General features: G+C 72.4%; 14 protein-coding genes. 13 read left to right on the forward strand and 1 reads right to left on the reverse strand.

All coding sequences use genetic code 11. The features are described 5' to 3' along the window. Nucleotides 1-215 precede the first annotated feature (215 nt). The 11 genes from NQO67_RS23330 (at nt 216) to NQO67_RS23380 (ending at nt 15,012) form a co-directional block, all read left to right on the forward strand. Nucleotides 216-1,682, forward strand: coding sequence for an aldehyde dehydrogenase family protein (locus NQO67_RS23330; RefSeq protein WP_255952120.1), 1,467 nt, complete (start codon nt 216-218; stop codon nt 1,680-1,682). 21 nt (nt 1,683-1,703) lie between these two features. Then, nucleotides 1,704-3,263, forward strand: coding sequence for a GMC family oxidoreductase (locus NQO67_RS23335; protein WP_255952121.1), 1,560 nt, complete (start codon nt 1,704-1,706; stop codon nt 3,261-3,263). Then, nucleotides 3,263-4,768 carry an APC family permease gene (locus tag NQO67_RS23340; RefSeq protein WP_255952122.1) on the forward strand — a complete coding sequence of 502 codons (1,506 nt, stop codon included), beginning with the start codon at nt 3,263-3,265 and terminating at the stop codon, nt 4,766-4,768. The genes NQO67_RS23335 and NQO67_RS23340 overlap by 1 nt, the downstream gene beginning before the upstream one ends. Nucleotides 4,769-4,971: 203 nt before the next feature. Beyond that, on the forward strand, nt 4,972-5,268 hold the full coding sequence (gatC, locus tag NQO67_RS23345) for an Asp-tRNA(Asn)/Glu-tRNA(Gln) amidotransferase subunit GatC (protein ID WP_255952123.1): 297 nt from the start codon (nt 4,972-4,974) through the stop codon (nt 5,266-5,268). Nucleotides 5,269-5,271: 3 nt separating this feature from the next. Next, nucleotides 5,272-6,765: an Asp-tRNA(Asn)/Glu-tRNA(Gln) amidotransferase subunit GatA gene (gene gatA / locus NQO67_RS23350; protein ID WP_255952126.1), complete on the forward strand. Its 1,494-nt coding sequence runs from the start codon at nt 5,272-5,274 to the stop codon at nt 6,763-6,765. A 5-nt stretch (nt 6,766-6,770) separates the two neighbouring features. Then, nucleotides 6,771-7,004, forward strand: coding sequence for a hypothetical protein (locus tag NQO67_RS23355; RefSeq protein ID WP_255952185.1), 234 nt, complete (start codon nt 6,771-6,773; stop codon nt 7,002-7,004). Between the two features lie 13 nt (nt 7,005-7,017). After that, nucleotides 7,018-8,541, forward strand: a complete 1,524-nt coding sequence (gene gatB, locus NQO67_RS23360) for an Asp-tRNA(Asn)/Glu-tRNA(Gln) amidotransferase subunit GatB (RefSeq protein WP_255952127.1) — start codon at nt 7,018-7,020, stop codon at nt 8,539-8,541. A 218-nt stretch (nt 8,542-8,759) separates the two neighbouring features. Continuing rightward, nucleotides 8,760-9,926, forward strand: coding sequence for a PP2C family protein-serine/threonine phosphatase (locus NQO67_RS23365; protein WP_255952129.1), 1,167 nt, complete (start codon nt 8,760-8,762; stop codon nt 9,924-9,926). A 327-nt stretch (nt 9,927-10,253) separates the two neighbouring features. Further along, entirely contained in the window at nt 10,254-11,165 is a 912-nt protein-coding gene (locus NQO67_RS44320) for a hypothetical protein (RefSeq protein ID WP_374119066.1), read from the forward strand. Nucleotides 11,166-11,497: 332 nt separating this feature from the next. Further along, nucleotides 11,498-11,716: a hypothetical protein gene (locus tag NQO67_RS23375; RefSeq protein WP_255952130.1), complete on the forward strand. Its 219-nt coding sequence runs from the start codon at nt 11,498-11,500 to the stop codon at nt 11,714-11,716. A gap of 137 nt (nt 11,717-11,853) precedes the next feature. Further along, complete coding sequence (locus tag NQO67_RS23380) at nt 11,854-15,012, forward strand: helix-turn-helix transcriptional regulator (RefSeq protein ID WP_255952132.1); 3,159 nt, start codon at nt 11,854-11,856, stop codon at nt 15,010-15,012. Nucleotides 15,013-15,140: 128 nt separating this feature from the next. Here the strand turns inward: NQO67_RS23380 and NQO67_RS23385 are convergent, their stop codons facing one another. After that, entirely contained in the window at nt 15,141-16,319 is a 1,179-nt protein-coding gene (locus tag NQO67_RS23385) for a PQQ-dependent sugar dehydrogenase (protein ID WP_255952133.1), read from the reverse strand. A 233-nt stretch (nt 16,320-16,552) separates the two neighbouring features. On the opposite strand from NQO67_RS23385, the gene NQO67_RS23390 reads away from it, so the two are divergent. Beyond that, entirely contained in the window at nt 16,553-17,506 is a 954-nt protein-coding gene (locus NQO67_RS23390; protein WP_255952135.1) for a 2-hydroxyacid dehydrogenase, read from the forward strand. A 442-nt stretch (nt 17,507-17,948) separates the two neighbouring features. Next, the gene (locus tag NQO67_RS23395; protein ID WP_255952187.1) at nt 17,949-20,894 is read left to right on the forward strand and encodes a putative bifunctional diguanylate cyclase/phosphodiesterase; all 2,946 of its coding nucleotides are present in this window, start codon (nt 17,949-17,951) and stop codon (nt 20,892-20,894) included. The last annotated feature ends 208 nt before the right edge of the window (nt 20,895-21,102 follow it).

A 21,102-nucleotide genomic window follows, 5' to 3' on the forward strand; every position in this document is an offset into this window, starting at 1 on the left:
CGAGCAGGGGACCCCCAGAGCACGCACCTGACGCCGCCGGGCCGCCCTTCGGACGACGACGCGACTTCGGACTTACTCGTCTAGCCCAACAGGGTCACACCCGACCGCAAGACGCCGTCCCCCGGTGCGTGCTGCCGTCTCCGGGGTGGCCGCTGGCCGATCGTGGACGTCATGGCGTGCCGTGCGGTACGCCTGCGCGACCGAGGAGACCGGCCATGGCTGACCTGTTCATCGACGGCGAATGGACCGGCACCGCGGCGGGCGGACGGCGCGAGGTGATCAACCCGTTCGACGGGAGCGTGATCAGGTCCGTCGACGAGGCGGACGCCACCGACGCCGACCGCGCCGTGCGCGCCGCCCGGCACGCGTTCGACAGCGCCGACTGGGCGTACACGCCGACCCGCCGGCGCGCGGACATCCTGTACCGGGTCCACGAGTTGCTGCTCCGTGACACGGAGGAGATCGCCCGCACCGAGACCCAGGACACCGGCAAGACGCTCACCGAGGCGCGCACCGACGTGGCGGACGTCGCCGCGGCGTTCCGCTACTTCGCGGAGATCGCCGACAAGGACGCGGGGCGCGTCGTCGACGCCGGACCCGACGTGCTCAGCCGGGTCGTCCACGAGCCCGTCGGTGTCTGCGTGCTGATCGCGCCCTGGAACTATCCGCTGCTCCAGGCGTCCTGGAAGGTCGCACCGGCGCTCGCCGCCGGCAACACGTTCGTGCTGAAGCCGAGTGAGATCACCCCGCTGAGCACGATCATGATGGTGCGGCTGATCGAGGAGGCGGGGGCGCCGCGCGGCGTGGCCAATCTCGTCCTCGGCTCCGGCGCCACCGTGGGCGCGGCCCTCACCGCGCATCCGGAGGCCGACCTGGTCTCCTTCACCGGTGGCCTGGCCACCGGGCGCGCCATCATGGCGAGCGCCGCCTCGGGCGTGCGCACCACCGCCCTGGAGCTCGGCGGCAAGAACCCCAACGTGATCTTTGCGGACGCCGACTTCGACGCTGCCGTCGACCACACCCTGGAGGCGTCCTTCCTGCACCAGGGCCAGGTCTGCTCGGCCGGCTCGCGCCTGCTGGTGCAGGACTCCCTGCACGACCGCTTCGTCACCGCCCTGGCGGCCCGGGCGGACCGGATCCGGCTCGGCGACGGCCGCGATCCCGACACCGAGAGCGGACCGCTGAGCTCCGCCGAGCATCGCGCCAAGGTGGAGGCGTACATCGAACTCGGCAGGTCGGAGGGGGCCCGGCTGGTGACCGGTGGGCACCGCCCGGACGACCCGGGGCTGTCCCGGGGCTTCTTCCTGCTGCCGACCGTCTTCGCGGACTGCGACCGGACGATGCGCATCGTCCAGGAGGAGGTCTTCGGACCCGTCGTGACCGTCGAACGCTTCCGCACCGAGGACGAGGCGGTCGCACTCGCCAACGACACCCGCTACGGGCTGGCCGCCGCCGTATGGACCGGTGACGCGAGCCGCGCCCAACGGGTGGCCAACCGGCTGCGGCACGGCACGGTCTGGATCAACGACTTCCACCCGTACCTGCCCCAGGCCGAATGGGGCGGATTCGGCCAGTCGGGCGTGGGCCGCGAACTGGGCCCCACCGGGCTGCGGGAGTACCAGGAGACGAAGCACATCTACCAGAACCTCCGGCCGGCACCCTCCGGCTGGTTCAAGGGCTGAGCGGACCGCTGGGACGTGCACATGAACGACACCACGGCAGACGACACCACGGCATTCGACTACGTCATCGTCGGCGGCGGCACGGCCGGCTGCGTGCTGGCCGCCCGGCTGACCGAGGACCCCACCTGCCGGGTCTGTGTCATCGAGGGCGGCCCCAGCGACGTGGGCGACGAGCGCATCCTGCGGCTGCGCAACTGGATCAACCTGCTCGACTCGCCGTACGACTACGGCTACACCACCGTCGAGCAGCCGCGCGGCAACTCGCACATCCTGCACTCGCGGGCCCGGGTGCTGGGCGGCTGCTCCTCGCACAACACCCTCATCAGCTTTCTGCCGATGCCCCAGGACCTGGACGACTGGGTGGCGCGCGGCTGCGCCGGCTGGGGCCCGGAGACCGTGCTCGCGTACCGGCACCGGCTACAGAACATGATCGTCCCGGTGGCCGAGAAGGATCGCAATCCGATCGCCAAGGACTTCGTCACCGCCGCAGCGCAGGCGCTCGGCGTCCCGGTCGTCGAGGACTTCAACGCACACCCGTTCGCGTCCGGCACCGGGTTCTTCTCGCTCGCCTACCGTGCCGAGGACAACACCCGCTCCTCGTCGTCCGTCGCCTACCTGCACCCCGTGCTGGACCGCGCCAACCTCACCCTCCTGTTGCGGACCCGGGCCATGCGGCTGCTGCCCGACGGCGACGGCCGGCTCACCCGCGTCGAGGCGCGAAGTGCCGACGGTGCGCGTACGACGGTACGGGCCGAGCGTGAGCTGCTGGTGTGCGCGGGCGCCATCGACACCCCGCGGCTGCTGATGCTCTCCGGCGTCGGACCCGCCGACCAGCTGCGCGAGCTGGGCATCGAGGTCCGCGTCGACCTGCCCGGGGTGGGCGAGAACCTGCTGGACCACCCGGAGTCGGTGATCGTCTGGGAGACCGTACGGCCGCTGCCGCCGAACTCGGCCATGGACTCCGATGCCGGCCTCTTCCTGCGACGGGACACCGGCGACCCGCGACCCGACCTGATGTTCCACTTCTACCAGGTGCCGTTCACCGTCAACACCGAACGCCTCGGCTACCCGCCCGTGGAGCACGGGGTGTGCATGACCCCGAACGTGCCGCGGGCCCGGTCGGTGGGCCGCATGTGGCTGCGCGACGCCGACCCGGAGACCAAGCCGGCCCTGGACTTCCGGTACTTCACCGACCCGGAGGGCCATGACGAGCGCACCGTCGTCGACGGCCTGAAGATCGCCCGCGAGGTGGCCGCCACCGCCCCGCTGCGGGACTGGCTGCGCCGCGAGGTCGCCCCGGGGCCCGGGGTACGGGACGACGCGGCGCTGTCCGAGTACGGCAGGCGCGCCGCGCACACCGTCTACCACCCGGCCGGCACCTGCCGGATGGGCGCACCCGACGACCCGTTGGCGGTGCTCGATCCCGAGCTACGGCTGCGCGGCGTGGACGGGGTGCGGATCGTGGACGCCTCGGCCTTCCCGACGCTGCCCACGGTCAACCCGATGGTGACGGTGCTGCTGCTCGCCGAGCGTGCGGTGGACCTCGTCACCGGTGCCGCCGGACCACGGACCGCGACCTGATGGCGGGCACCGCGAGTCCCGCACCGACCGGGGGAGCGGCGCCGGACGCCGAGCCGGGCTCGGAGTTCCGCAAGGAGATGGGGCCCTGGGCGAACTTCGCCCTCGGCTTCACCTACCTGTCGCCCGTCGTCAGCACCTACACGCTCTTCGGCACCGCCCTGGCCACCGGCGGGCCGCCGATGATCTGGGCGTTCCTGCTGGCCGGCGCCGGGCAGTTCCTGGTGGCGCTGATCTTCGGGGAGATCGTCGCGCAGTTCCCGATCGCGGGCGGCGTCTATCCGTGGGCGAGACGGCTGTGGGGGCGGCGCTGGGCCTGGCTGACCGGCTGGATCTACATGTGGGCCCTGCTGGTCACCATCACCTCCGTCGCCTACGGCGCGGGGCCCTTCATCGCGATCCTCTTCGGCTTCAGCTCCAACGTGCACACCACGGTCGCGTGCACCGTCGCCCTCATCATCGTCGCGGTCCTGATCAACTTCGGGGGCACCAAGGCCCTCTCCACGGCGGCCATCATCGGGTTCACCGGTGAGATCACCGGTGCGCTGATCGTCGGCGTCTTCCTGCTCACCACCCACCGCGAGCACGGCCTGGGCGTCATCGTCGACACCTTCGGCACCCAGGGCAACGGCAGCTACGCGCCCGTCTTCCTGGCCGCCGCGATCATCGGCTTCTACCAGTACTACGGATTCGAGGCCTGCGGCGACACCGCCGAGGAGGTCGCACGCCCGGGCACGGTGATCCCCCGCGCGATGCGCCGCACCATCTACATCGGCGGCGCCGCGGCCACGTTCACCTGTCTGAGCCTGCTGCTGTCGGTGACCGACTACCACGCGGTGATCTCCGGCCAGGACGCCAACCCGGTGGTGAACGTCCTGGACGACGCCATGGGCCACACCGGCGCCCGGCTGGTCATGGCCGTGGTGCTGATCTCGTTCCTGTCCTGCACCATCAGCCTCCAGGCCGCCGCCGGGCGGCTGATCTACTCGTACGCGCGCGACAAGATGATCATCGGGCACCAGGTGCTGCGCAGGTTCGCCCGCCACCGTGCCGTGCCGGGCCCCGCCCTGATGGTGTCCGCCGTGGTGCCCGCGGTGATCGCCTTCGCCTCGCTGTTCTCCGAGGACGCCCTCACGAAGATCGTCTCGTTCGCCATCCTCGGGATCTACGGCTCGTTCCAGATGGTCGTCCTGGCCGCGCTGCGGGCCCGGCTCAAGGGATGGCGGCCGACCGGCGCCTTCAGCATGGGCCGCTGGGGCCTGCCGGTGAACCTCGCCGCCCTCGCCTACGGCATCTTCGCCATCGTCAACATCTGCTGGGCCCGTACCCCCGAGGAACCTTGGTACTGGAACTACGTCGTCCTGCTGTGCGGCGGCATCGTCCTGGGGTCCGGGCTGCTGTACATGGCGGTCACCCACCACTACGGGCGCGGCGACGCTCCGTACAGCGACGCCATTCCCGGATCGGGTGGTCCGCGCGCCGCCGACGGGCCGGGGCGGCCCGGCTAGGGCCTGTTCGGCGGATCAGGCCGCATACGGGTGGCAGTCACCTTCCGGCCCAGACGGGCGTGCCCAGACCCCGCGACCGCGGCAAGATCCGCCGGACAGGCCCTTAGGCGCCCTGAAGCCCTGAAACCGTGTACGGCGGGCACCCCCGTAGCCCATAGGATTGGGTTCCGGACCACACACACTCACCCCCAGAGGATCGCCGCATGCCTGGCATCACGCGCGAGGAGGTAGCCCACCTCGCCCGGCTGGCACGTCTGGAGCTGCAGCCCGACGAGCTCGACCATCTCTCCGGTCAGCTCGACGACATCATCAGCGCCGTCGCCCGCGTCTCCGAAGCTGCCGCCCAAGACGTACCGCCGACCTCCCACCCGCTGCCGCTGACGAACGTCATGCGCGCGGACGAGGTCCGTCCGTCGCTCACCGCCGCGCAGGCGCTCTCCGGAGCCCCCGCCCAGGAGCAGCAGCGTTTCAAAGTGCCGCAGATCCTGGGGGAGGAGTAGGACATGACGGACCTCATCAAGCTCAGTGCGGCCGAGACGGCCGCGAAGATCGCCTCCGGCGAGCTCACCGCCACGGCCGTGACCGAGGCGCACCTCGCCCGCATCGACGCGATCGACGAGAAGGTGCACGCCTTCCTGCACGTCAACCGCGAGGGCGCGCTCGCCCAGGCGCACGAGGTGGACGAGCAGCGGGAGCGCGGCGAGCAGCTCGGCCCGCTCGCCGGCGTGCCCATCGCGCTGAAGGACCTCTTCACCACCGAGGGCGTCCCCACCACCGCCGGCTCCAAGATCCTCGAGGGCTGGATCCCGCAGTACGACTCCACCGTCACCCGGCGCCTCAAGGCCGCCGGCGTGGTGATCCTCGGCAAGACCAACATGGACGAGTTCGCGATGGGCTCCTCCACGGAGAACAGCGCGTGGGGCCCGACCGGCAACCCCTGGGACCTCACCCGGATCCCCGGCGGCTCCGGCGGTGGCTCCAGCGCCGCGCTCTCGTCGTACCAGTCCATGCTCGCCATGGGTTCCGACACCGGCGGCTCCATCCGCCAGCCCGCCGCCGTCACCGGCACCGTCGGCGTCAAGCCCACCTACGGTGGCGTCTCGCGCTACGGCATGGTGGCCTTCTCCAGCTCCCTCGACCAGGGCGGTCCCTGCGCCCGCACGGTCCTGGACGCGGCCCTGCTGCACGAGATCGTCGCCGGCCACGACCCGCTGGACTCGACCTCCATCGACGCCCCGGTGCCGCCGGTCGTCGAGGCCGCACGGCACGGCAGCGTGGCGGGCATGCGGGTCGGCGTGGTCAAGCAGTTCCGCGGCGAGGGCTACCAGGACGGCGTCCTGCAACGGTTCGACGAGGCGGTCGCGCTGCTGAAGGAGCTGGGCGCCGAGGTCGTCGAGCTGGACTGCCCGTCCTTCGACCTCGCGCTGGCCGCGTACTACCTGATCTCGCCGGCCGAGTGCTCCTCGAACCTGGCCCGCTTCGACGCCATGCGCTACGGGCTCCGGGTCGGCGACGACGGCACCCACTCGGCCGAAGAGGTCACCGCCCTCACCCGGGCGGCCGGCTTCGGCGCCGAGGTCAAGCGCCGCATCATGCTCGGCACCTACGCGCTCAGCTCCGGCTACTACGACGCGTACTACGGCAGCGCCCAGAAGGTGCGCACCCTGATCAGCCGCGACTGGGAGCGGTCCTTCCAGCAGGTCGACGTGATCGTCTCGCCGACCACCCCGACCACCGCCTTCCCCATCGGCGAGCGGGTCGACGACCCGGTGGCCATGTACCTGGCGGACCTGTGCACCATCCCGGTGAGCCTCGCGGGCGTCGCCGCCATGTCCCTGCCGTGTGGCCTCGCCCCCGAGGACCGGCTCCCGGTGGGTCTCCAGATCGTTGCCCCGAGCATGCAGGACCACCGGCTGTACAAGGTCGGTGCCGCCCTCGAGGCCGCTTTCGTGGAACGCTGGGGGCATCCCCTTCTGGAGGAGGCACCGTCCCTGTGAGCGCAATGACGAAGAAGGCCAAGAACTTCAAGAAGTCCAAGTCCGGCGTGTACCTGTCGATCGGCACCACGGCCTTCGGCGCCCTCAGCGTGGCCAAGCAGGCCAAGCTGGCCCGGCAGGACAGCGACACGCTCCGGCTGATCGACGCGGCCGTCTCCGCCGCGGCCATCGTCACCGGTCTTGCCATCCTCTTCCGCGAGCTGAAGCGCCTCGGCGACGACGACGTCCTGCTGGGCTGAGAGGGATTTCACCGTGACCGTCACACCCACCGCCCCGGACCTGCTGCCGTACGAGGAAGCCCTCGCGGTCTACGAGCCCGTCATGGGCCTCGAGGTCCATGTGGAGCTGGGCACCAAGACCAAGATGTTCTGCGGGTGCTCCACCGAGCTGGGCGCCGCGCCGAACTCGCAGACCTGTCCGGCCTGCCTCGGCCTGCCCGGCGCGCTGCCCGTCATGAACGCGTCGGGCGTCGAGTCCGCCATCAGGATCGGCCTGGCGCTGAACTGCAAGATCGCCGAGTGGTGCCGCTTCGCCCGGAAGAACTACTTCTATCCGGACATGCCGAAGAACTTCCAGACGTCCCAGTACGACGAGCCGATCGCCTTCGACGGCTACCTGGACGTCCAGCTGGAGGACGGCACCACCTTCCGCGTGGACATCGAGCGCGCCCACATGGAGGAGGACACCGGGAAGTCCACCCATGTGGGTGGCGCCACCGGCCGTATCCACGGCGCCTCGCACTCCCTGCTGGACTACAACCGCGCGGGCATCCCGCTCATCGAGATCGTCACCAAGCCGATCGTCGGCGCCGGGGACCGCGCACCTGAGGTGGCGCGCGCCTACGTCGCCGAGCTGCGCGAGCTGATCAGGGCGCTGGGCGTCTCCGAGGCCCGCATGGAGATGGGCCAGATGCGCTGCGACGTCAACCTGTCGCTGAACCCGAAGGGCAGCGCCACCTTCGGCACCCGTAGCGAGACCAAGAACGTCAACTCGCTGCGCAGCGTCGAGCGCGCCGCACGCTACGAGATCCAGCGGCACGCCGCGGTGCTCTCCTCGGGCGGCACGGTCGTCCAGGAGACCCGCCACTTCCACGAGGAGGACGGCTCCACCACCTCCGGTCGGGTCAAGGAGGAGGCCGAGGACTACCGGTACTTCCCCGAGCCCGACCTGGTGCCCGTCGCCCCGTCGCGCGAGTGGGTCGAGGAGCTGCGCGCGAGCCTCCCGGAGCTGCCGTTGCAGCGCCGCAACCGGCTGCGCGAGGAGTGGGGCGTGACCGCCCACGACATGCAGTCGATCCTGAACGCCGGTGCGCTGGACCCGATCGTCGCCACGATCGAGGCCGGTGCCGACGCCGCGGCGGCCCGCAAGTGGTGGATGGGCGAGCTGGCCCGGCACGCCAACGAGGCCGGGGTCGAGCCCGCCGCCCTGGCGATCACGCCCGAGCAGGTCGCCCGGGTCGCCGCCCTCGTCAAGGAGGGCTCGCTCAACGACAAGCTGGCCCGCCAGGTCATCGAGGGCGTCATCGCGGGCGAGGGCACGCCGGACGAGGTGGTGGAAAAGCGCGGCCTGAAGGTCGTCTCGGACGACTCCGCGCTCGCCGCGGCCGTCGACGAGGCCATCGCCGGCAACCCGGGCGTCGCCGACAAGATCCGCGGCGGCAAGGTCGCCGCCGCGGGTGCGCTGGTCGGAGCGGTCATGAAGGCCACCCGTGGCCAGGCCGACGCCGCCCGCGTCAAGGAGCTGATCCTGGAGAAGCTGGGAGCCGACGCCTCCTGACCGCTGGTCGCCGGCCCTGCGCCCGTCCTGGGCGCAGGGCCGTCACCTGCGATCGCCCCGGGCGCAGGGCCGCGACCTGCGATCGCCCCGGCGCGGGGCGACCCCGCCAGCGACCAGGGGCATGCGCTGCAATGCTGCAATAGGGGGCTTCCCCCGCAAGGGGGCTTTCCCCGCGTACATCTGAGCCGCAAAGCCGGCAAAGGGTGTATTCAGGAAGAGTGCGTATCCGGATCCCGCCCCTGGTCTTCGGCGACAGTGAGAAGTCCGGTGGGTCTTTGATCATCGCCCCGCTGGTGCTGATCGTGGCCATTCCGGTGAGCGACTACTTCCTGCCGTCCACGGTGCATCTCGCTCCGCTGCTCGCCGTCGCGCCCGCCTTCACGGCCGCGGTCGCCGGTCCCCGGGTGACCGGTCTGGTCTGCGCACTGGCGGTCGTCGCACAGGTCGTCGCCGGTGCCGAGCGCGACGAGCTCGGCACCGAGCAGGTCCTGGTGGAGGTCTGCGCGCTGATCCTGCTCTCCGTGCTGCTCGTGCTCTTCTGCTACGTCCGCGAGACCAAACAGGACCAGCTCAACCGCGCGAGACTGATCTCCGAGACGACCCAGCGGGCCGTGCTGCGTCCGCTGCCCCGGCACGCCGGACCGCTCGGCATCGCCACCGAGTACCGGCCCGCCGAATCCGACTCCCACATCGGCGGCGATCTCTTCGCGCTGGCCAGAACCGTCGGTTCCACCCGGCTGCTGATCGGCGATGTCCGCGGCAAGGGGCTCGACTCGATCAACGACATGTCGATCATGATCGGCGCCTTCCGCGCCGCGGCGCACCGCCAGTCCCCGTTGCCGGAGCTGGTGGCGTACCTGGAGGGCAGCGTGCACTGGGGCCTGGCGGAACTGGCCGGTGCGGAGTCCGACGTGGGCGAGCGCTTCGTGACCGCCGTGGTGGCCGACATCCCCGACGACGAACCCGTCATCCACCTGGTGAGCTGCGGTCACCCGCCGCCGTTGCTGCTGACCGACGGCACCAGCACCACGCTGACCGTCCGTCATCCGGCACCACCCCTCGGCCTGGGCGGCCTGGCCCGCACCGCGTACGTCGCCGAGACCTTCGCCTTTCCCGAGGGCGGCCAGGTGCTGCTGTACACCGACGGGGTCACGGAGGCCCGGGACAGGACGGGCACCTTCTACCCGCTCGCGGAGCGCGCGGAGGCGGCCGTCAAGGCCACCCGCGCGATGGGCCCCGAACTGCTGCTCGCCCGCCTCACCGACGACCTGCTCGGCTACGTCGGGCACAGGCTGGAGGACGACATGGCCATGATCGCCGTACGGCGCGGGTCGGGCCCCTGGCAGCGTGCGGGGGCCACGCGGGACAGGCAGGGCAGTCGTTGAAAGCGGCGACGGGCGACCGGGCGCGCCCAGGGGAGCACCTCCGTACGTCGTCCGCCGAACGCTGCTGTAGCGTGCCGCATACGCCGTGGCAGGCGCGACGCCCAGGACGCCGATGGTGCGGACGGACGGCACTCCCGGAGCACAGCCGTTCCGACCGCGCACTCGCCCCGGGTGGACCCCCGGATCCGGCCGGATGGACGGCCGGACCCGTCGTGCGCTGCTGCGTCGACCTCAGTCCCCGAGGGGATCGCGGCGCTCGCCGAAGACGTCGGCGAGATCGCGGCGATCATTAAGAGAGCTCTCAGACTCCGTCCGTACGGTCGCGGCATGGCATCACGAACCACTGATGAGACCGCGGTCGAGGCCCTTGCCGAGGGTCGCCCGGCGGACACGGACGAGGCCGCGAAGAAAGGGGCCGAGGGCATCCAGGACGAGCAGCAACACGAAAAGGGACAGCGCATGAGCAGGCCGGAAGGGCCGGACGAGCCGCAGGACCAGCGGGCCCAGGCGCCCGAGGACGGCGCGGCGGCAGCCGGCGCCGACAAGGCCCCCGAGGGGGCAGCCACGGGGCCCGCGAAGGAGGCTGCGAAGGACGCCGCCGCAGCCGAACCCGTGAAGGCCCCCGCGGGCGCCACGGACGCCGCAGGCGGAGCCGGGAAGACCGGAAAGGCCGACACCACCACCAGCACCGAGAAGGGCGCGGAGCCCACGGGTGCGGCGCCCTCGGCGGACCAGGGCCCCGACGCCGCAGCGAGCGGTGCGGACGCCGGCGCTGACGCCGCGGCGGACTCCGGCGACGACTCGGGCTACGTGTTCGACAAGGAGCCCCCGGCCCGGGTCTCCTCCGGTGTCGCCGAGGGTGCCGGTGCCGTGATCTCCGCCGGGCTCGGCGTGGTCTCGCTCACCGGTAGCTGGCTCGGCACCGTGGCCGGGGCGCGTGAGTCGCTCATCGGACAGCTCCAGACCTCCCAGGGCGCCAGCGTCGCCCAGCAGATCAAGCAGGTCTACGGCGACCAGTGGCACGCCATCGCGCTGGTCGGCGGCGTCTTCGCGCTGCTCGCGATGATCGTGGGCGTGGTTGTGCTGGCCAGGCCCGCCTTCGGCGTGCCGGGCATCTCGCAGGCCCCGTGGATCAAGTCGGTCTCCTGGGCGGGCGTCATCCTGGGCCTGATCGGACTGCTGCTTGCCGTGTTGAAGTTCTCCGACGCCATCCTGGGGTTGCCCTCGGTGGGCTCCTGACCGACAGCGTGGCAGCCGCCCGCGTGCGGCTGCATATGGTCCCGCGCCCCTGCGTGCCCCGGCACGCAGGGGCGCGGGACTGTCCAGGGCCGGCCCTCCTTATGCTGCCAAGGCGCTTCTCCACGCTCCTTATGACGCCCCCAGCGCCCTAAGGCCCGGTCCTGGCCCGTCTGAGCCGGCCGGGCGACGCGCCTGAGGCCCTCCCCACCAGCACAATGCGGCACTCTCCCGATGCGCCGGGACCCCCTGGGAGAGGAGTCTCGATCACATCGCGGCAAGCGATGTGATCGATCACTCTTCCCCGTCGTTCCCGTCTTCCCAGGGAGTCCGCCATGTACGACTTCTCGATGTTCCGGACCCGCGAGGCCGACCTGATCCGCGCCGTCGAGCACCGGCGCCTCATACGGGAGGCCGAGGCCGGCAAGGCGCGCCGGAAGGCACGCACATCCGGCCATGAGGCCGATACCGAGGCGCCGGCGGACGAGGACGCCGAAGGGCCGGCGCACGATTCCACCGGTCCGCACGGATCCTCGTTCAAGCGCGCGGCGTGAGGACGAGGCGCGAGCCCGCCGGCCGGCACCCGTGGCCACCGGCCGGTCCGACCGGTGCACCCCGTGTCCCACCCGTGCGCCCAGGTCACCCGGCAGGCGACGCGATAAGCAGTGCCGTCGTGTCGTACGGGTGTGCCATGCTCAGCGCTGTGCAGACGAGATCCGTGAGTCCGGTGTTCGTCGGCCGTGCCGACGAGCTGGGGGTGCTGAAAGCGGCGCTCGCACGCGCCACCGGAACCGCCGGCTCGGCCACCCCACGGGCGCGCGGCACGGCCCCGGACACCGCCGCCCAGCAGCCGCAGGCCGAGACGCTCCTGCTGGGCGGTGAGGCGGGGGTCGGCAAGACCCGGCTCGTGGAGGAGTTCGCCGCCCTTGCCCGTGCTGAGGGTGGCGTGGTGGCGATCGGCGGCTGCGTCGAGATCGGCGCCGACGGCCTGCCCTTCGCGCCGTTCTCCGCGGTGCTGCGGGCGCTGCGCCGACAGCTGCCCGACGAGATGGCCGCAGCGGCCGCGGGGCAGGAGGCCGAGCTGGCGCGGCTGCTGCCCGAGCTCGGCGAGGCGCAGCCGCGCTCCGGCAGCCTGCACGACGAGGAGGCGATGGCCCGCCTCTTCGAACTCACCGCCCGGCTCCTGGAGCGCATGGCGGGCGAGCACACCCTCGTCGTGGTGCTGGAGGACCTGCAATGGGCGGACGCCTCCACCCGGCATCTGCTCGCCTATCTGCTGCGCACCCTGCGCGGTCCCCGCCTCGTGATTCTCGCCACCTACCGCAGCGACGACATCCACCGCCGCCACCCGCTGCGCCCGCTGCTCGCCGAGCTCGACCGGTTGCGCACCGTGCACCGGCTCGAACTGCGCAGGTTCAGCCATGCCGAGGTCGGCTGCCAGCTGGCCGGAATCCTCGCCCACACACCCGATCCTGCCCTCCTCGACGACATCTTCGAGCGCTCCGACGGCAACGCCTTCTTCGTGGAGGAACTCGCCTGCGCCGCCCACGAGGGCCGTGCCGCCGGGCTCACCGACACGCTGCGCGACCTGCTGCTGGTCCGTGTCGAGCGGCTCCCGGAGGATGCCCAGCGGGTGGTGCGGATCGCCGCCGAGGGCGGCTCCACCGTCGAGCACGCACTGCTGGCGGCCGTCGCCGGGCTCGGCGAGGACGAGCTGATCGAGGCCCTCAGGGCCGCCGTCGGCGCCAGCATCCTCATCGCCTCGTCGGACGGCGACGGCTACCGCTTCCGGCACTCGCTGGTCCGCGAGGCGGTACGCGACGACCTGCTGCCCGGCGAGCGCTCCCGCCTCAACCGCCGGTACGCGGCGTCCCTGGAGGCCGACCCGGCACTGGTGTCGGCCGACACCTGCGTCCCCCGCATCGCCAGCTACTGGTACCACGCGCACGACGCCGCCAAGGCGCTGCCGGCCGTGCTGCGCGCCTCCGTGGTGGCCCGCCGCCGGCACGCGTACTCCGAGCAGCTGTGCCTGCTGGAGCGCGCCATGGAGCTGTGGGACGCCGCCGGGGAGCCGGTGCGCGCCGGCCTGCGTCCGGTCGACTACACCGAGGCGTACCTGCCCTGTGGCGATCCGGACAGCACCCCGCTGAGCTTCCTCGACCTGATGGCCGAGGCGGCCGTGGCGGGCCGGCTGTGCGGGGAGCGGGACCGCGCGCTGACGATCACCAGGCGGGCGTTGCACCTGCTGGAGAACGAGACCGCCGGGCGTGACCCGCTGCGTGCCGCCTGGTTCTGGGTGCAGCGCTCCCGGCTGGTGCAGGGCCTGGCACGCGGCGACGGCTGGCAGGAGCTCGGCACCGCACAGGACCTGGTGCGCGGCCTGCCCCCGTCCGAGGTGCACGCCGAGGTGCTCGCCGGCGTCGCCGGCTGGTCGATGACGCACGAACCGGGCCCCGAGAGCCTGGCCGCCGCGGAGCGCGCCGTCGAGTACGCCCGCATGCTGGGCGCCCGTGACATCGAGATGGACGCCCGCACCACGCTGGGCGGTCTGATGGTCGACGCGGGCCAGGTGGAGGCCGGACTGGCCGAGATGCAGGAGGTCACGGACCGGGTGCGGGAGCTCGGCAGCCCCGCAGGGATCGGCCGCAGCTATGTGAACCTGCCGTCGGCGCTGGAAGGCGTCGGCCGCTCCCGGGAGGCCGTCGACGTCCTCGAGGAGGGCATCCGGCTCAGCCGGCACTACGGTCTGCTCGACTCCCAGGCCTGGATGTGGGGCAACCTCGCCGAGTCGCTGTACGCCCTGGGCCGCTGGGACGAGGCGGCCGAGGCCGCGGCCCAGGCCGAGCGCGGCGGCCAGCACAGCAAGCCGCGCGGGGCCGGCGCCGCCCGGCTCGCCTGCCTCGCGCTGGCACGCGGCGACCTGGCGGAGGCGGCCCGCCGGCTCACCGAGGCCCGCAGGCACTACGGCACCCATGACCCCAGGCCCGAGCAGTCGCTGCCGCTGGCCCGTATCGCCCTGGAGCTGGCCGCGGGGGAGGGCCGCCTCCTGGACGCCCGTACCGAGTTGGCACGGGCCATCGAGGTCGGCTTCCCGCCCGGCACCCAGCGCTACGGCTGGCCGCTGCTGCTGGCGGCCGCCACCGCCGAGGCCGACGCGCGCACGGTGCCGGTCGCCGGGCCGGGCCGGGCCGACGCGGTGGACCGCATCAGGACCGCCGCCAAGCGCCTGACCACCTGCGTGCCGGTCTGGGCGGCGCATGCCTCGTGGGTGCGTGCCGAACTGCTCCGCGCGGAGGGCCGGGCCGCGCCCGACGAGTGGCTGGATGTCGTCGCCGCGTTCGGTCCTCTGGAACGGCCCTACGATCTGGCCCGGGTCCGTCACCGGCTGGCCCAGGCGCTGCTCGCCTCCGGAGCCGGGACGCCGCGCGGTTGCCGGGGGCCGGGGGAGGGCGACGACGACCGGGACCGCGCCGCCGAACTGCTCCGGCAGGCCGGTGCGGTGGCCCGGCACCTGGGTGCACGCCCGCTCGCCGAGGCCGTCGCCACGCTCGCCCAGCGCGGCCGCCTCGCCCTCACCCGTGGCGCGGCGCCGGACCCCGCCGACCCGGCCGAGGCGCTCGGTCTCACCAGCCGCGAGCGCGACGTGCTGCGGCTCGTCGCCGCCGGCCGCAGCAACCGCCAGATCGCCGAGGAGCTGTTCATCTCCCCGAAGACCGCCAGCGTGCACGTCTCCAACATCCTCGCCAAACTGGGCGTCTCCGGCCGCGGCGAGGCCGCTGCGCTGGCCCACGAGCGCGGCCTGTTCGCGGCGGACGAGGCCGTGGCGCACTCCGGCGGCCCGCGTCGCTGAGGCGGCCACATGCGCCCCGCCACAGGCACCTGCGGACCCGCCCCCGGGAGGGCAGGCGGTGACCGGAACCCGACGGTCCGGCCCGTGGGCGACGGGGCAACGGGAGGCGACGGGGCCCCGGCCCGGACCTACCGCACCCGTACCTCCAGGATCCGGTCGTCCCCCTTGCCGGGCGTCCCTCGCCCGTCCGTCTCGCTCGTGGTGAGCCAGATCCGGTCACCCCCGGCCGGGGCGACCGTCCGCAGCCGGCCGTAGGTGGACCTGAAGAAGGCCTGCGGCGCGGCAGCCGCCTGCGTGCCCTTCAGGGGGATGCGCCACAGCCGTTCGCCCCGCAGGGCCGCCATCCAGATGGAACCCTTGACGTAGGCGATACCGCTGGGCGAAGCCTCCGACGTGTGCCACACGGCCACCGGGTCGTGGAACCCGGACCGGTGCGCCGTGCCCTCCACGGTCGGCCAGCCGTAGTTGTCACCGGGCTCGATCAGGTTCAGCTCGTCCCAGGTGTCCTGCCCGAACTCCGAGGCCCACAGCCGCTTGTGGCTGTCCCAGGCAAGGCCCTGCACGTTCCGGTGCCCGTACGAGTACACGTACGCCGCATGAGCACCCGAGCCGCTGAACGGGTTGCCCGGCGCCGGACGGCCGTCCGGGGTCATGCGCAGGATCTTGCCCCCCAGGTCGTCCTTGTTCTGGGCCCGGCCGCGCTCGCCGCCCTCGCCGGTGCCGGCGTAGAGCATCTTGTCCGGACCGAACGCGATCCGGCCACCGTTGTGGATCTGGCCCTTCGGGATGCCGCGCAGGATCGTGCTGGGCGCGCCGAGCTGCTGGCCGGAATCCCGTGTCTCGTCGTACGGCATGCGGACGATGCGGTTGTCCGAGACGCTGGTGAAGTACGCGTAGACCATGTGGTCCTTGGCGAAGGTCGGGGAGAGCGCGATGCCGAGCAGCCCGCCCTCGCCGGCCGGGGAGACGCCCGGAACCTGGCCGATTTCGGTCTTCTTGCCGGTGTCCGGGGCGACCCGGATGATCGTCCCGTCGTCCCGTGACGAGACCAGCAGATCGCCTCCCGGCAGCTCCGCCAGGCCCCAGGGCGACTTGAGGTTCTCGGTGACGGTGCGCAGCACCTTCGCCGAGCCCTTCGCGGGGGGCGCCGTCTCGGCCGGCGTCGCACTCGCCGACGGTGCGGCGTGCCGGGTGGGGCTCGCCGTGCGCTCCGGCGTGCGCCCCGGTTGATCGGCTCCGGAGGAGCACGCGGCGGTGAGCAGGAGCACGGCAGCGGCCAACCCGGCCGGCACAGCTGGACGTTGCACGATCGATCCCTTCGACGCAGCTGGTTCACCTGTTCCTACACTGCCGCGGCCCTTCAGGTTCCCTCTGACGCGCTTTCACATCCGTATCTCTTGCCTCTGCCACTCCCTCTGCCCCTGCCCCTGCGTCCGTCTCGCTCGGCCGTCCGCGTATCCGTGCCCCCGGTGGGCGCCGGGGGCCGGTACGCGGCGGCCCCGATGCGAGCCGCCGGGTCTCAGGTCATAGCCTCCTGACCATGACTGCTGATGTGTGGCTCCCCATTCCGCCGGACGAGATCGACGGGCTTCCCGAGGGTTTCACCTACCGCTTCTGGGACGGCGGTGACCGAGGTGAGCAGGAGTTCCCGGGGGATCCGGCGGACTGCGTCTGCTACGTGGTGCCCTATATGAAGTCGATGCCCGCAAAGATCCGGCCACTCGCGGAGATGGTGCACCTCGATGTGATCCAGACACTCACGGCGGGCGTCGACGACATCCTCGCGAACCTGTCGTCGATCGCGCCCGGCGTGCGGCTCTGCAATGCGCGCGGCGTGCACGATGCCAGCACCGCCGAGCTCGCCCTCACCTTGATCCTCGCCTCGCTGCGCGGTGTCCCGGACTTCGTCACGGCCCAGCAGGCGGGTCACTGGGCGGCGGGCTTCCGGCCGGCTCTGGCCGACCGGTCGGTGCTGATCGTGGGCTACGGAGCCATCGGCGCCGCCGTGGAAGACCGGCTTGTGCCCTTTGAGGTCGCGCGGGTCGCGCGCGTCGCGCGCTCTGCACGCACCACTGAGCGCGGCCCGGTACACCCGCTCGCCGACCTGCCCGCTCTGCTGCCCGACGCCGACGTGGTGGTGCTCGCCACCCCGCTCGACGCCAGCACCCGAGGCCTGGTGGACGCCGACTTCCTGGCCCGGATGAAGGACGGCGCCCTGCTGGTGAACGTGGCACGCGGCGCGATCGTCGACACCAAGGCGCTGCTGGCCGAGCTGGACACCGGCCGGATCACCGCGGCGCTGGACGTCACGGACCCCGAACCGCTGCCGCCCGGGCATCCGTTGTGGCGCGCCCCCGGAGTGCTCATCAGCCCGCATGTCGGCGGCCCGTCCTCGGCCTTCGAGCCGCGCGCCAAGCGTCTCCTCGTGTCCCAGCTGTCCCGGTACGCCGCTGGAGAACCACTCGACAACGTGATCCTGACCACCGGGGAGTGAGGCGGACACGGAAGGCCATCCGCCCAGTTGGGACATGCCGTGTAAAGCCTGAGTATTCCCATGAATACGGGGCGTGTTCGTATCGCGGTGAACGACTACCCTCCGTAGATCGCCTATGTCCCTGAGTGACCAACCTGGTGTATGGTCCCGAACAGGGGGCTGCGCCGGACCGTTCGGCGCCGACGGAGAGGCCCCATGACCTGCGAGGGGGGCGACGGGCGATGCACGGCCTATGGACAGACGATCCAACGCGGCAGAACCGACGACCACGGCCCTGGCGCGCGGTGCGACCCATACCCGGCAGCGCATCCCGCTCCGGTCGCGCTCGGTACGCCGGCACCCGCCGGCCGCCGGGCGCACGCCCCTGCCACGCCTCGCTCGCCGTCGCGCCGGTCGTGCGCGGGGCCTCCCGGGCGGGAGCGGAGCGGTGAGCTCGCCCGTGCTGTGGGCCCGGCGTCCCTTCCTCGGCGGGGGAAGCGGCCGGTTCCCGCAGTGCGCTCTGGCCCTGGTCTGCGGCGGATACGCCATCGGCGCCACCCTCGGGTGGGGCTCGCGGTGGTTCGCCCTGGTGATGGGCGACTTCGGGCTGAGCGCCGCCGCGCTCGCCGCCTCGGTCTCCTGCCTGCTGTACGCACGCGACCGACGCAGCGGCCTGCGGCCCGCCTGGCTGCTCTTCGCCGTCTCCTCGCTGATGACCTCGCTGGGCAACGGCGTGTGGGGCTGGTACGAGGTGGTCCTGGACCGCCCCGTGCCCAACCCGAGCTGCGCCGACCTGTTCTTCCTGTGCTTCGCGCCGTCCGCCATCGTCGGCCTGCTGGTGCTGGCCAAGCGACCCCAGTCCAAGGCCGGCTGGATCTGCCTCGGCCTGGACTCCTGGCTCATCGGCGGGTCGCTGCTGACGCTCTCCTGGAGCCTCGCACTGGCCCGCACGGCCCGTGTCGGGGGCCAGAGCGTGCAGCACGTCGCGCTCTCGCTGGCCTACCCCATGCTGGACATCGTCCTGATCAGCATGGTGCTCGTGCTGCACTTCCGCCGCACGTCCGTCAACCGCTCCGCGGTGAACACCGCCATCGGCGCCCTCGGACTGACCGTGCTGTCCGACGCGCTGTTCACCTCGCCGCTGCTGCACGCCAACTACCACTCGGGGCACCTGCTGGACGCCGGCTGGTTCGCCGGCTCCCTGCTGCTCGCCTACGCGCCCTGGGCGGGCGGCATCCGCACCGGCCAGCCCCTCGGCCCGGCCTCGGAGACCCGCTATGTGCGCGGTCCGGCCCTCGCCGCCGGCTTCGCGCCGGCCACCGGCCGCACCGCCGGGGTCACCACGACCGCCGCCGCGCACGGCAGCCCGGCGAGCATCCCGCCCGGCACCTTCGCGAGCCATGAGCGCTATCCGGTCAGCCGCCCCAGCGTCGGCTCGCTCACCGCCCTCACGCCCTACCTGGCGGCCGCCGTCTGCACCCTCGGCATCCTGTCCACCGTCCTGGACGGCCGCAAGGTCGACCGCGTGGTGCTCTTCACCGCCTGCCTCGTCGTCCTCGTCCTGATCGTCCGCCAGGGCATCATGCTCCTGGACAACATGGCGCTCGCCCGGGAGCTGGCCGAGAAGGAGAACCACTTCCGCTCCCTGGTGCAGGGCTCCAGCGACGTCATCATGATCGCCGACCCGGACGGCGTGCTCCGCTACGTCAGCCCCGCCGCCGCCGGTGTCTACGGCCGCGACGCCGAGGAGCTCATCGGCTCCGAGCTGTCCGCCCTCATCCACCCGGACGACCTGGGCAGCGTCCTGCACGAGATCCGCCGCTTCCTCGCCGCCAGCCCGCACCAGGAGCCCACCACCCGCATCGAGTGCCGCTTCCGATCCGGCGGTCACCAGTGGCTCAACGTCGAGTCCACCGTCAACCGCCACGAGGGCGGCCTCATCCTGAACAGCCGCGACGTCACCGAACGCGTCCGCCTCCAGGCCCAGTTGCAGCACAACGCCGAGCACGACCCGCTCACCGACCTGCCCAACCGCGTCCTGTTCACCCGCCGGGTCGGCCTCGCGCTCAGCGGGCGACGCGCCACCGACCGGGGCACCGCGGTGCTCTTCATCGACCTGGACGGCTTCAAGGGGATCAACGACACCATCGGTCACCAGGCCGGCGACGAACTGCTCGTGCAGGCCGCCCGCCGGCTACGGGAGGCCGTGCGCCAGTCCGACACGCCGGCCCGCCTCGGCGGCGACGAGTTCGCCGCCCTCGTCCTCGGTGACGGCACCCCCGGCACCGCACGCGAGCAGCACATCTACGAGCTGGCCGACCGCCTGCGAGCCGCCCTTTCCCGTCCCTACACGGTCGACGGCCACACCGTGCGGGTCGGCGCCTCCATCGGCGCCGCCTTCGCCGAGCCCGGCCTGACCGCGGGCGAGCTGCTGCGCAACGCCGACCTCGCCATGTACCGCGCCAAGGCCGGCGGCAAGGGCCGCGTGGTGCTCTACGCCCCCCAGATGCGCGCCGAGGCGGTGCGCAAGGCGACGTTCACCTCCCCCCGGCCGCGCACCTGCCGCCACGACAGCGAGTTCACCCTGCTGCACGAGCCCGTGGTCTCCCTGACCAACGGCCGGATCGTGACGGTCGCCGCCCAGGCCCGGCGCCGCTCCCCGCAGGGCGCGCTGCTCGCACCCGCGGACTTCCTGCGCGCCGTCGACGACGCCGACCACACCGCAGACCTGGGCCGCTGGACCTTCGAGGCCGCCGTCGAGCAGGCCGTCGAGCGCAGCAGGACCGGGCACCCGGTGCCCGTCGTCGTCCGCACCGCCGCGCGCCGCCTCATGGACCGTTCCCTGCCGTCCGGCACCATCGAGGCGCTGCTCACCCGGCACGGCCTGCCCTCCGGCTCTCTCATCATCGAGCTGGCCGGCAGCGACCCCCACGTCCCGCTGGACGATCTCGAACGCCGCCTCGCCGCACTGCGGCGGCACGGCGTCCGGATCGCCCTGGACGGCTTCGGCAGCGGATACGCGGCCTTCAACAGCCTGCGCAGGCTCCCCGTCGACTGGCTCAAACTCGATCGCGCCCTCATCGAAGGCGTCGTCGACTCCGCCCGGCTGCACAAGATCACCAGCGGGCTGCTGCGGATCGCGTCCGACCTCGGCCTGTGCTCCGTGGCGGACGGCGTCGACCGCCCCGAGCAGGTGGCCGCCCTCCAGGCCATGGGGTGCACCTACGGCCAGGGGCTGGCCTTCTCCGGGCCCCTGGACGAGTACCGGCTGCGGCGGGCGCTGGCCGTGGGGCGGTTCCCGGTGCCGCGCGTTCCCGTGGAGGCGGTCCTCACCGGCGGTGCAGCGGGGGTGTACTCCGGACAGGCCGCCACTCGCTCACATAGTGAGACGCCCGTCCCACCTCCTTGACAGCCAGAGCGCGGCGGGGAGAAGGTCAGAGCCATGCGCACCCGAATTCTCGTACTTGGCCAGCGCGTCGGCTGAGCCGGGCCCATCAACCCGGCGACCACATCCGGCGCGCTCCCCTCGCTTGCCTCACGGCCGCGAGGGTTTTTTGTTGCACCAGTGCCCTCGCGGGAGTGGCACGGCGCACCTGCCGCCCCCCTGGCACCCCGTC

The organism is Streptomyces odontomachi, from assembly GCF_024435355.1.
Lineage (GTDB): Bacteria > Actinomycetota > Actinomycetes > Streptomycetales > Streptomycetaceae > Streptomyces > Streptomyces odontomachi.

Bases quoted from the DNA above. Each gene is read 5' to 3' on its own strand.
- NQO67_RS23330 (WP_255952120.1), top strand. From the start codon at position 216: ATGGCTGACCTGTTCATCGACGGCGAATGGACCGGCACCGCGGCGGGC.
- NQO67_RS23335 (WP_255952121.1), top strand. From the start codon at position 1,704: ATGAACGACACCACGGCAGACGACACCACGGCATTCGACTACGTCATC.
- NQO67_RS23340 (WP_255952122.1), top strand. From the start codon at position 3,263: ATGGCGGGCACCGCGAGTCCCGCACCGACCGGGGGAGCGGCGCCGGAC.
- gatC (WP_255952123.1), top strand. From the start codon at position 4,972: ATGCCTGGCATCACGCGCGAGGAGGTAGCCCACCTCGCCCGGCTGGCA.
- gatA (WP_255952126.1), top strand. From the start codon at position 5,272: ATGACGGACCTCATCAAGCTCAGTGCGGCCGAGACGGCCGCGAAGATC.
- NQO67_RS23355 (WP_255952185.1), top strand. From the start codon at position 6,771: ATGACGAAGAAGGCCAAGAACTTCAAGAAGTCCAAGTCCGGCGTGTAC.
- NQO67_RS44320 (WP_374119066.1), top strand. From the start codon at position 10,254: ATGGCATCACGAACCACTGATGAGACCGCGGTCGAGGCCCTTGCCGAG.
- NQO67_RS23375 (WP_255952130.1), top strand. From the start codon at position 11,498: ATGTACGACTTCTCGATGTTCCGGACCCGCGAGGCCGACCTGATCCGC.
- NQO67_RS23380 (WP_255952132.1), top strand. From the start codon at position 11,854: ATGCTCAGCGCTGTGCAGACGAGATCCGTGAGTCCGGTGTTCGTCGGC.
- NQO67_RS23390 (WP_255952135.1), top strand. From the start codon at position 16,553: ATGACTGCTGATGTGTGGCTCCCCATTCCGCCGGACGAGATCGACGGG.